9 protein-coding genes and 1 pseudogene are annotated in these 11,562 nt (G+C 44.5%); 5 read left to right on the top strand and 5 right to left on the bottom strand.

Annotation, left to right across the window (positions count from 1 at the left end; translation table 11 throughout):
- The first annotated feature begins 93 nt into the window (after positions 1–93).
- The 5 genes from BJP58_RS34190 (at position 94) to BJP58_RS02070 (ending at position 4,049) form a co-directional block, all read left to right on the top strand.
- Positions 94–360: an ATP-binding protein gene (locus BJP58_RS34190; RefSeq protein ID WP_442953947.1), complete on the top strand. Its 267-nt coding sequence runs from the start codon at positions 94–96 to the stop codon at positions 358–360.
- A 471-nt stretch (positions 361–831) separates the two neighbouring features.
- Entirely contained in the window at positions 832–1,311 is a 480-nt protein-coding gene (locus tag BJP58_RS02085; RefSeq protein ID WP_233354870.1) for a DedA family protein, read from the top strand.
- Between the two features lie 500 nt (positions 1,312–1,811).
- Positions 1,812–2,825, top strand: coding sequence for a S66 family peptidase (locus tag BJP58_RS02080; RefSeq protein WP_194544780.1), 1,014 nt, complete (start codon positions 1,812–1,814; stop codon positions 2,823–2,825).
- A gap of 442 nt (positions 2,826–3,267) precedes the next feature.
- A complete protein-coding gene (locus BJP58_RS02075) occupies positions 3,268–3,630 on the top strand; it encodes an NIPSNAP family protein (RefSeq protein ID WP_096773701.1) in 363 nt (120 codons plus the stop codon).
- Between the two features lie 221 nt (positions 3,631–3,851).
- Positions 3,852–4,049 carry a DUF6366 family protein gene (locus tag BJP58_RS02070; RefSeq protein WP_096773700.1) on the top strand — a complete coding sequence of 66 codons (198 nt, stop codon included), beginning with the start codon at positions 3,852–3,854 and terminating at the stop codon, positions 4,047–4,049.
- Positions 4,050–5,368: 1,319 nt separating this feature from the next.
- Here BJP58_RS02070 and BJP58_RS02065 read toward each other — a convergent pair.
- The 5 genes and pseudogenes from BJP58_RS02065 to BJP58_RS02045 form a co-directional block, all read right to left on the bottom strand.
- Complete coding sequence (locus BJP58_RS02065; protein ID WP_194544779.1) at positions 5,369–6,748, bottom strand: extracellular solute-binding protein; 1,380 nt, start codon at positions 6,746–6,748, stop codon at positions 5,369–5,371.
- A 39-nt stretch (positions 6,749–6,787) separates the two neighbouring features.
- On the bottom strand, positions 6,788–7,657 hold the full coding sequence (locus BJP58_RS02060) for a carbohydrate ABC transporter permease (RefSeq protein WP_071220686.1): 870 nt from the start codon (positions 7,655–7,657) through the stop codon (positions 6,788–6,790).
- A gap of 61 nt (positions 7,658–7,718) precedes the next feature.
- Complete coding sequence (locus BJP58_RS02055) at positions 7,719–8,669, bottom strand: carbohydrate ABC transporter permease (protein WP_194542586.1); 951 nt, start codon at positions 8,667–8,669, stop codon at positions 7,719–7,721.
- Between the two features lie 273 nt (positions 8,670–8,942).
- On the bottom strand, positions 8,943–10,616 hold the full coding sequence (locus BJP58_RS02050) for a ribonuclease J (RefSeq protein ID WP_194542585.1): 1,674 nt from the start codon (positions 10,614–10,616) through the stop codon (positions 8,943–8,945).
- Between the two features lie 208 nt (positions 10,617–10,824).
- A pseudogene (locus BJP58_RS02045) lies at positions 10,825–11,509 on the bottom strand (DUF554 domain-containing protein).
- Between the last annotated feature and the right edge of the window lie 53 nt (positions 11,510–11,562).

Below are 11,562 nucleotides of genomic sequence, written 5' to 3'. Positions count from 1 at the left end.
CAGAAAAAAGAGTACCTTCTATTCGGTAAAAACCGATTAAGGGTACTCTTTTTTTGCAAGCTTTTTCATCACTCTGCCGTTTATTCCTAATTATTGGCTACATCTTCTCTATATTCTCCTACTTATAATCGCTCCAAGTTGCATGTCAAATCTGGCTGCTGCGATCTTAGGCAGGGGAAATCAGTTCTAGTAACCGTCAAGGATAACGGAGTGGGTATTTCGGAACACGAAATGCCACTCATATTTAATCGCTTTTACAAAGGAGATTCCTCTATAAATAGAGGGGATCATGGAGCGGGTCTAGGACTATCGATCGCGCGTTGGATCGTCGATCAACATTCAAGGTTCTGTCCACATTAGCAGCGCGGGAGGGCGTAGTACGACCGTTATGATTCGTTTTCCAGTGATTAGTTAAATAGCAGAGATGATAGGATACCGCTACCCCTCCAGGCTGGCCTCCTCAGATGCAACTGGCGAGGGTGCCTACGGGTACTAGGTGTTTTCCCTAGTCCGATATAAGCGGTAATGACCGTAACAGACAATAGCAGAACAGTTAATAGCAGAACAGTTAATAGCAGAACTGCGAGATTCGTGCGAATCCATTTCTTCATAAATGATGTCTCCTTGCCTATTAGATTTGCCTCTTAACGAACGGCTGAGCCAAGTATGGCAAAGGAGTTGTCACACCAACAAGTTGCATTTTGTCATCCATGACATCCAGCCACTTTGAAAGAGTCATGTGACAATTCGGCACTAGGTTTATTGACAAGGGAGGCATTAAGATACCTGTAAGGGCGATGAATCCTTGCCCAAAGCCATTAGAACTGGAGTGTGAACATCATCGTTTTCTTACAAGATATCGTTATCCATTACGGTTATATTGCCATCTTCCTATGCCTTGCGCTTGGCATTTTTGGTTTGCCTGTGCCTGATGAGGTTCTTATGACGATGGTTGGCTATCTTTCGTCTATGGGGCTGCTTGATTTCCCGGTATCTCTTGTGATCAGCGTCCTCGGTGCTATGAGTGGTATGCTCTGCAGTTACGCCCTTGGGCGGAAGTTCGGCAAGCCGTTGCTGTGGAAGTATGGAAAATGGGTCAGGTTCACGACCAGGAGGATAGAGAAAACAGAGAGCTGGTTCGAGCGTTACGGCCCCTGGGCGATATGCATCGGTTACTATATCCCAGGGCTCCGCCATCTGACCTGTTATCTGGCAGGGATGAGCGCCATGAACCCACTGAAATATATACTCTACTTGGGCTTGGGAGCCATGTGCTGGTGTGCGATTTTTATTTCAATTGGGTATTTCTAGGGGGAAATATTGATTTTTCGGATTATTATGGTTCTATTTTGGGGTTGTTTTTCTCTTGAGAATCGAGGGCTTTCAACAAGCTAAAACTTGCCGTTACAGACAGCGTGGAGCGAATGATAACCCTGGTAGAGATGACCCTGAAAGTACGTGAACATTGTGAAACAAAATTCACCCTCTGTTTCATCCTCCAGTTCCACCATTAGTTGCGTGAAGTAGCCCTCGACATTTTCGAGGAGTGCCACCGAAATGTATCGACGCGGTTTAGTACGTCAAAGTCTGCCTTGTCTTGATGATTCTCATTCTTACATCACCTTAGAATTAAATTGACCCCTTGAAAAAGGGGTCTTGGTACTAGGTCACGAATATGATATATATTCCAAAATGTGCTAGAATCGGTTCTTACATGGCGTGGATTTGTATATATGTATGCAATTTTGCTGGGTGGACACAAAAACAAAAGACTAGTAGATATGGCAACATGTTTGAGGGGGAATCAGTATATGATCCGCTATCCATTGTTACAGAAAGGGACGACGATAGGCGTCACCGCCCCATCATCCGGCGTAAAAGGACCTTTACACGAGTTGGTAAACCAGTCAATTGGCCGTTTGAAAGAGAAGGGCTATCCGGTGATTTGCGGGGAAACAGTATGGACTCAAGAGAAAGCAAAGTCGGCATCTGCCACTATAAGGACTGCAGAACTTAACGCTTTACTGCAGAACGAAAAGATTGGAATGATCTTCCCGCCATGGGGCGGAGAACTGTTGATCGAAATAGTGGATCGAATCGAATACGATCTTATTCAGCCCAAGTGGATTCTCGGCTACTCAGATACGAGTGTTCTATTACTGGCTGTTACGCTCACTACAGGAATAGCCACAGCTCACGGTACGAATCTGATCGATTTGAGAGGGGAATATGCGGACGAGACAACTGCAATGTGGGAAACCGTGCTGGCGACGCGGGTCGGTGAATCCGTTCAGCAATTTTCGTCAAAGCTGTTTCAAAAGACATGGGATCACGAAAATCCTTCGCCATGTGTTTTTCATCTAACCGAGTCTACCGCATGGCAAACATCAGGCAATAATGCCCGTGTACGCGGGCGTCTACTTGGGGGATGTATTGATGTCATCCGGCATTTGATTGGGACGCCGTATGGCAATGTACGGACATTCCAGAGTCAATTCATTCATGGCGAGCCGATTCTTTGGTATCTTGAAAATTGTGAATTGAACGTAACCGACCTTCGGCGTTCACTTGTACAAATGAGACTGGCCGGTTGGTTTGACCATTGTAGCGCCATCCTATTCGGCAGAAGCGATGCGAACAAGCCCATCGACGATTATGAAGTATCGGATGTGTACCGAGAGCTTGCGGAGGAGCTAGGCGTTCCAATAGTCTACGATATCGACTGCGGTCATGTGCCCCCACAGATGACGTTCGTCAATGGTGCACTAGCGGAAGTCGAAGTAACGAATGGCATAGCCTCCGTAATACAGTTTTTCGAGTCGTAAGTCTTAATTTATGAGTGCCTAACTAACAGAGAACGATAGATGGATAAAGTAAGATCAAGGAAAGGGCCATCCCTCAGAGGATGGCCCTAAAACTTGCCGTTACAGACAGCGCGGAGAACCGTACCACATGTAGGGAAATGTCGGGGGACAAGAACATGATCCCATAGAAAGTCGCTAATTTAGCGGCTTTTTTGTTTTATCGGTACAAGTTCTTGTCCCGAGCCAAGGACAAGAACTTGTACCGATTGCCGTAAAGGACAAGAACATGAGCCGATTACCGATTAGACAAGTATCTAACTATGTTTCCATGCAATTTCACTAAGCTAACGGGCAGTTTAGCTTAATAATGTTGAAGTTCCAGGATTGTTTTAACAGGGATATAAAGTTCATTGAAGAATAAATACTTAGTGACATTTCGAGCAGAGGGGAAGATAAAGAATTGATGATATATCGAAGGAAGTCATACAAAATAGATTCAAAAAGAATAGATGAATTTAATCATTTATTTAATGAATTTCTTTTACCTACACAACTCAAATATGGGGCAAGTTTAGTTGGTCGGTGGATGACGGAAGAAATCGAAGGTGCTATTGAAGTCTTTGCGATTTGGGAATATAAGAGCCTTGAGGAATATCAAAATATAGAAAACCAGGTTAAAGGTGATGAAGAGCATGTTAAACGCGTACGGAATCAACACGAGGAACTAAGAATACGTGGAGAAAATCTCTTAAAAGAAGCACCTAAAGAAGACTTTTTATTGAGTACAGTACCTAGGAATAAAACGATACTATCCAATTTTTCATAAAAAACAATTCAACTAACGGGATACAGATAGCTCAATAAAAACAAGAATGCAGCCAATCAACGTAATCGGCTGCTTTTGTTCAACTAACGGGCAGGGTAGTGCGAGAAGGTTGTGGAATAAATATACAAACGTAACATAAAAATGTTATTATTATACTACTTCATCAATAAATTGGTATTGGATATCTAATTAAAATTATTAACCTAGGGGGTAGGTAAACAATGAGCAAAGATTATGAAACTCCTGAAAGAACAAGAGAAAGACTAAGACAAGAAGAATTGGAAAATAATCCATTTGGTCATATGAATCCCGGAAATAGTAGGGCTCGGTATAGTATAGTCGATTTAGGTTGGAAAGGCACTTTAGTATTAACTATTGTTATTATTGTCGGTCTTATAGTTGTTCAATATTTTTATTAATGGTTTTAATATTTGAGAAATCCAAAATTTGTCGAGGGACAAGAACATGGTCCCATTGAAAGTCGCTATTTGAGCGGCTTTTTTATGTTATCGGTACAAGTTCTTGTCCCGAGCCAAGGACAAGAACTTGTACCGATTGCCGTAAAGGACAAGAACATAGTCCGATTACCGATTAGATAAGTTTCTAACAATGTTTCCATGCAATCTCATTAAGCTAACGGGCAGGATAGTTCAATAAATTCACGAATACTCTACATTTGGAATTATTTACGAAGTTCGTAAATAAGGATATGCAAAACATTTTGACAACATATATTGACAATGATGGTGATTTTCTAGTTGGAATACATGATAGCATGATCGTATGCATGGGCGCATACCGTAAACGAGATTATTTGACCGCAGAAGTTAAGAGAATAAGAGTAGATAGTATCAAAGGCGAGGATATGGTCAAGATATGAGAATTTTGAATGTTTCGTCGGGATCATAACATATGTACAAAATACGAGTTTTGTGTAACAGATGTTAAGTAAAATCGCCTTAGATGGTTTTCCAACTGATTTTTCTGATATTTTGCTTAAATCCTACAATTATTACTTATACTCAACTTTGTCATCGTTCTCTTCCGTTTCTAATCAACTATTCGGTTGGTTTTATTTTTTCACTCAAATATTTCATCATTCGATTAAGTCTCACTTGAATTGCACTTAAATCCTAGCTTTAATCAATCATCATAAATATCGATCATCGCGTCGATCGTTTTGAACGTTTTTCACTAAATCTTAATTTCGTGTGATCATCCAGATTCATTTATAATAAGTTTTTTTGCTACACCGTCTAGATTGTTGATTTAGTTTTTTTTGATCATTACCTGGATTATGTTTATCTATTGTTTTTTTCTTTCATTATCATCACTAGCACTTCCTGAACATTTATCCTTGTAATTTTTCACGTTGCCTCCCTTCTATATCTTATCATTTACCATTTATTGTTATTTTATGTGTAATTTCAATATCTATTTTATTCGCTTTGAACTCTATGATCGCCCTATCCTGAATAATCTACATACGCAATATCACAAAAAAAACCGGCCATATAGGTCGGTTTTTTCCGGGCATCATCAAGATCATGCACGTTTTACATAATACTGGAATATATTGTGTTGTTTGACTCATATAATCATCATGATTAGGCCCGTCTCTGCAGGGATAGGATTACCTAGGTTTTATACAGTCTTTTCACGCGGCGGATAACCCTCGAATCCGTGAATTTTATGTCTCAACCACGCCAAGACGCACCCAGTGCAGTCTCCTCCTGATTTACTTCAGATTTGCCGACCATTTCTCAGCGCGAGCCTGCAGATCATCCAGAAACTTCTGAATATCCGGTGCGTTTCCGGATGCAGCCTGGCTAATAAATCCGTTAATGGCAGGAGCGATATCGCTCATGTAGAACGGATTGGCTTCATCCATAAGCTCCGAGTGGCCGACATCTGCGATTTCGAGTGCTTTCTTCACAAACTTGTCTTCCGGCGTTACGAAATCAGCGTTTTTAAGTGTCGGAGTACTGGAGAAGTTTTCATACATATATTTTTGCGTCATGTAGCTGGTCAAAAACTTTAACACTTCCCATGATGCATCCACATCTTTCGCATTCTTCGCCATGATGAACGGGTCAACCGCAACCCAGCCTTCGCCTTTAGGCCCCATGTTCAGCACAGGCTCAAATCGGTCCAGCAGCTCTTTATTCTGCTTCGACCGGTATTCACTCATCGTAGAGCCGCCGGTGGAATCAAGGGCAATGGCGATATTGTTCTTCTCCAGTCCGAAATTCTCAGCTCCCTGAGCATTCACGAATCCTGCCGGCGGCAGTTGTGCGGCTTCTTTCAGCCATTCCAGCACTTTGACCATCTCCGGTGAATTCAAGTGCCATTTAATGTTCTTGATATCTTTCAGCGATCCTTCCGCTCCTTTGGCGCCATAAGCAAGGGTTAATGCAACAAAGGTGGAACCATTTAATGAATTGCCGCTCCAGTACAGACCGAAATTGTCTTCACCGGTTTTTGGGTTTTTGCCGGTCATTTGCTTGGCTTTCTCCAGAATTTCATCCGGTCCTGGCTGTGCCGAGAGTGTTTCGACACCCCAGTCTTCAAACAGCTTCTTATCATAAATGGTCATCCGGCGGCCAAGAACGGCAGGAATCCCAAACTGCTTGCTTCCATCCGGCGACTTGGTGCTGTAAGAGTTGTTCATAATGCCTTCCAGATAGATGCTCGGGTCAAACGAGGTATCCTTTTCGATCAAGTCGTCCAGGTCACGCAGCAGTCCTTCCTGGTACCATTGCGATGCAAAGGCTCCGCCGGTATACAAGACATCCGCATCACCGGAGAGCAGCATGGCCGTTTGTTTGGCTTTTACGTTCTCCCAAGGAATTTGATAAACCTCCAGCTTGATGTTCGGATACATTTTTTTGAACGTTTTATCCAAATATTCATTGAGTCCGATGGTCGGGTTGCCTGTCAGCGCATCGATTCCGTTATCCAGCTGCCAGCCTGCCAGCGCAACGCGAACCGTTCCTTCCATATCCGATACTTTTTCAATAGTAACGCCGCCTGTTACATCTTTTCCCGAACTGCCTGAACAAGCGGCCAATGTAAACACCAGCACGAATGACAGGATAAGCAGCACAGCTTTTTTCATCACATCAACACCCCCGCATAATTTTAGCTTTATTGTGAATTATTGCTTGATACCGGATAGCGCAATGCTCTCGATAATATAACGCTGCAGGAACATATAAACGACGATAACCGGAATGAGGCTCGTAGTCGTGGCCGCCATAATTATAGATGGCTGTTGGTTAATACCGTTGTTATACGTAAACATGGCCAATCCAATCTGGATTGTGTACTTGGCAGCCGATTTCAAGATCAGCAGCGGCCACAGCATATCATTCCATACGCCTAAGAACAGCAGAATGACCATGGTGGCGATAATGGGCGTGCACAGCGGCAGATAGACCCGGCTGAATACGGTGATTTCCTTGGCGCCATCCAGAACGGCCGCTTCCCTTAGACTGCTGGGCAATTGATCGAAGAAGGCTTTAGCTAAAAAGGTACCGAACGCATAGTTCATGGCCGGCAAATAAAAAGCCAGGTAGTTGTCGACCAGTCCGAGTTTGCTGAACAGCAAATACTGCGGAATCATCGTCATTTCGAACGGAATCATCATCGTGCTGAGCGCTAGCAGCAGGACGAAGTTTGCTCCTTTGAAGCGAAGCTTGGATAAGGCATAACCGGATAGAAGTGCTGACAACGAGCTGATAATGATGACCCCTGCACTTACAAGCGTGGAGTTCCCGATATATCGGAACATATTAATGTTGGTGAAGGCGGCTTCATATGTTCGAATCGAAGGCTCTTCCGGCCATATTTTCGGTGGGAATGAAATATTTAATCGTGCAGCCCAATCGAAGCTCGTTACCAGCATCCATAAGAATGGCACAATCATGATGAATGAACCTACCAACAGAACCAGTGTTAGGATCAGCTGTTGAAGTGTAATTCGTTTACGGCGCACAGGCTCCTTGGGCAAGGCTGAACTGCTCATAGTTACCCTCCTGTCTTCTGGAATAAGGTTCCCCTACGGATCCGAATAATGGATAATGGCATTAGTCCAAACTGTCTTTGCGGCGGTTGAGCAGCATGAGGAACACGGTTAGGATGAGTATGATGACGAATAACAGATAGGATACGGCCGTAGCCAGCCCCATCTGCGAAGAGAGAAACGCATTTCGGTAAATATACAGCACCACGGTCATCAAGCTTCCCCCTGGATTACCAGCGGTTCCGCCGATTAGCCATACATCCGTAAACCGTTTCATTCCGCCGATGGTTCCCATGATGAGCATGAACACGAAGATTGGACGCAAGTATGGAATCGTAATGTACCACCATTTCCGGTAGGTGCCGGCCCCATCCACTTCTGCAGCTTCATAAAGATCACGCGGAACGCTCTGCAAACCAGCCAGAAAAATAATGGTGTTGTACCCAAGCGCGCCCCATAAACTCATGAGCACGATACTGTAACGCGCCACTTCCGGGTTCGTGAACCAACCGACGGGATCAAGGCCGAACAAACCAATCACAAAGTTGATCAGCCCTTCCTTGGACGGAAAAAACAAGAAGGAGAACAACAAGCTTGTAGCAACGCCTGACACGACATTGGGAAGAAAATATACCGCTTTGAAAAAATTACGTCCCAGATGCCATTTCAGATTATTAATTAGGCTCGCTAAAACAAACGATAGTGCGATTCCAAGCAGTACAGACCATATCCCCATGACAAACGTATTTGAAAGCGCTTGCCAAAATAAGGAATCTTCTAATGCGTATTGGTAGTTGCTCAGGCCCACCCAGGTGCCGGATAAATTGAGCCCGGATGTCTGATGAAAACTCATAAACAGTGCGGCAAACATAGGATAAATGGCAAACACGATGACGCCAACAATCAGTGGGGCGCTGAATAGATAGCCCATCCAGTCATTGCGCGTAAATCTGAACTTTCGTTTAGCCCATTTTCCATGCTCCGCTGTCCATTTCCCTTCTGGGGTGGATGACAAACCGATCCTCCTCCTTTCGTTAATAACCGGATCCATTCCGGTAATCGGACAAGACGTTCATGTCCATTCTGTAAATGGTTATGTGGACGAATCCGGATTATGTGTTATTCTTTTTTTCACAGACGTGAATGGAAGAACAACACCTTCAGCGATTCCTTATCGGCAGTGTATGCAGCGGCCTGCATCCGGGTGTATGCCTACACCGACCATGTTTCAATCTCACTGAAAAAAGCACAGCCTGAAATAGGCTGTGCTTCTCTATAATTCGAATGCTTATACCTCGATAATGATGGGAAGAATCATCGGCCGTCTCTTTGTCTCGCTGTATATGAATTTCCCAACATGATCTTTCAAGGTCTGCTTGATCAGATTCCATTGGGTGGACCCGGTTTCCGTTAAATCCTTCATGGAAGACATGACGATATCGTGGATTTGACCCATGAATTCCTCCGAATCTTTCACGAAGATGAAACCTCTGGATATGAGCTCAGGCTTCGCCACCATCTGCTTTTCCGTTTTACTGAGCGTGGTTACGATAATAAGCATCCCGTCGGAGGACAGTTGTCTACGGTCTCGCAAAACGATGTTGCCCACGTTCCCGATCATCAATCCGTCCACCAGGCTGTTGCCTGAAGGGATTTTTGGACCTAAGGAGGCCATTCCCTGCTGGATTTGGATCGTGTCGCCATTCTGAATTATGAACACATTCTCATTAGGGATCCCCACGGATTCCGCCAGCTGACGATGCTGATACAGCATTCGGAATTCACCATGAACAGGAATTAAGTAATCCGGTTTCATCAAGGTGAGCATTAATTTCAACTCTTCTTGGCTGCCATGCCCGGATACGTGCATCCCTGAAGCAGAACCGGACCCATAGATGACCTGGGCTCCCAGCACATACAAATTATCGATCACATGAGCAAGGTTCCTCTCATTTCCCGGTATGGCCCCTGCAGCTATGATAACGGTATCGCCAGGCAAAATCTCAATATGGGGATGCTTGGAGTTGGCTAATCGTGATAAAGCTGCCATTGGTTCCCCTTGACTCCCCGTGCATAGCACGGCAATTTTGTCCGGTGGATAACGCTCGCTGTCGCCTGCATCAATCAGTAAGTCATCGGGGATATTTAAGTAGCCATGCTCCTTGGATACGGTGACGACATTCACCATGCTGCGGCCGAGCAGAATGAGCTTTCGCCCTGTTTCAGCGGCGGCATCGATGATCTGCTGAACACGGTTCACGTTCGACGCAAACGTAGAGATGAATACCTGCTGTTTTGCCTGAGCGAATGCTTCCAGGATATGTCCGCCAACGAGACGTTCCGAAGGCGTAAATCCCGGTCTCTCGGCGTTTGTGCTTTCGGATAATATCACCTTTACCCCCTGCTTGCCGATATCAGCCATCCGATGCAGATCCGGATATGGTCCCTTCACAGGAGACATGTCAAATTTAAAATCCCCCGTGTGGACAACATTGCCTTCTGGCGTCTGAAAGACGATACCCACGCAGTCCGGAATGCTGTGGCTGGTCGAAAAAAAAGAGGCATGGATGGCGCCCGCTTCAATGGTGGAATTTGCATCAATCGTGTGGAGCTCGGAATCACGCAGAAGGCGATGCTCTTTCAGCTTGATTTTAATCAGCTCAATCGTGAGCTTCGTCCCATACACAGGGATCGGGAGCTGCTTCAGCAAATAAGGTATCCCTCCGATATGGTCCTCATGTCCGTGTGTGACAATAAGAGCTCTGACTTTATCCGCATGGTCCAGCAAATAGGTGAAGTCAGGCACAATTAAATCAATGCCGGGCAGGTTTTCGTCTGGGAACTTGGAACCGCAATCAATGACCACGATATCTTGATCATACTGAATGAAGTACATGTTCTTACCAATTTCATTAACGCCGCCTAGCGCTGCGACCAGCAATTTATGTTCAGCTATATTCATAACGATGAAGCCTCCTTCTGTCTATCCACCTAGTCCAATTCTTAGATGCTGTCGGTTCTCCTATATTATTGAAATTGTCACAAAACTTATGCACCAAGGTAAACAATGGTTCATTCCGCGAGCGTGGTATGGAAGAACAGCAAAAAAACCCGCCATCCGTAGGCGGGCTATCCTTGAAATGAAGATAAGGCTGAATCCGGGTTTCATGTTAAAAACCGAGCAGGTTTTTAAGCGTAATGAATACGACCGGGATCAACAGCGATGGCGTGAGATTCATGGTTTTGAAATTCCGTATACCCAAAATGTTTAAGCCTGAAGCAAAAATTAATATGGCGCCAATGATGGATATTTCGGTTAACAGCTCCGTTGTAATAAAGCCAGAGGCTGCGCCGGCCATCACGTACAATAACCCTTGCCAACAAAATGTGGCCACGGCTGAGTAGAACAATGCCAATGCCGAAGGTTGAAGCTAGTACGATGGACGTCACGCCATCCAGAATGGCATTGGTGAACAGATAGGTATGATTATTATTCAAAGCGCTCTCGATCGGTCCGATAATGGACAATGTTCCCATACAGAACAACAGAATGGCCGTTGTTAATCCTTCAGCCAAATTACCCTTGGTGAACCTCGACACCGCTTTTTTAAATCCCTGCTCCAGGTTCAGCTTCTCCCCGATCAGACCGCCTATGGCAAGACTTATAATGAATAAAACGGGATATTGGCTATCCGGCATATACTTCACGATTGAATTCACACCAAGTGCCATGACGGCCAAACCCATCGCCTGCATCAGGATGTCCTGATAGGTTTCGCTCATCCCCTTCTTAAATACATTTCCAATCGTGCTGCCTACAACAATGGTTGTTACGTTTACAATGGTTCCAATCACAGTCGTTCTCTCCTACTAAATATGTTTTGATACAAAGAATAAACCCTCCAGCA

The organism is Paenibacillus sp. JZ16 (assembly GCF_015326965.1).
In the GTDB taxonomy this organism is placed as follows: Bacteria; Bacillota; Bacilli; order Paenibacillales; family Paenibacillaceae; genus Paenibacillus_AQ.
Note: the sequence above shows the minus strand (reverse complement) of the source record. Positions and strands in the feature narration are given on the sequence as shown.

Excerpts from the sequence above, each read along its gene's own strand:
- BJP58_RS02080 (WP_194544780.1), top strand. The coding sequence starts at position 1,812 with ATGATCCGCTATCCATTGTTACAGAAAGGGACGACGATAGGCGTCACC.
- BJP58_RS02075 (WP_096773701.1), top strand. The coding sequence starts at position 3,268 with ATGATATATCGAAGGAAGTCATACAAAATAGATTCAAAAAGAATAGAT.
- BJP58_RS02070 (WP_096773700.1), top strand. The coding sequence starts at position 3,852 with ATGAGCAAAGATTATGAAACTCCTGAAAGAACAAGAGAAAGACTAAGA.
- BJP58_RS02065 (WP_194544779.1), bottom strand. The coding sequence starts at position 6,748 with ATGAAAAAAGCTGTGCTGCTTATCCTGTCATTCGTGCTGGTGTTTACA.
- BJP58_RS02060 (WP_071220686.1), bottom strand. The coding sequence starts at position 7,657 with ATGAGCAGTTCAGCCTTGCCCAAGGAGCCTGTGCGCCGTAAACGAATT.
- BJP58_RS02050 (WP_194542585.1), bottom strand. The coding sequence starts at position 10,616 with ATGAATATAGCTGAACATAAATTGCTGGTCGCAGCGCTAGGCGGCGTT.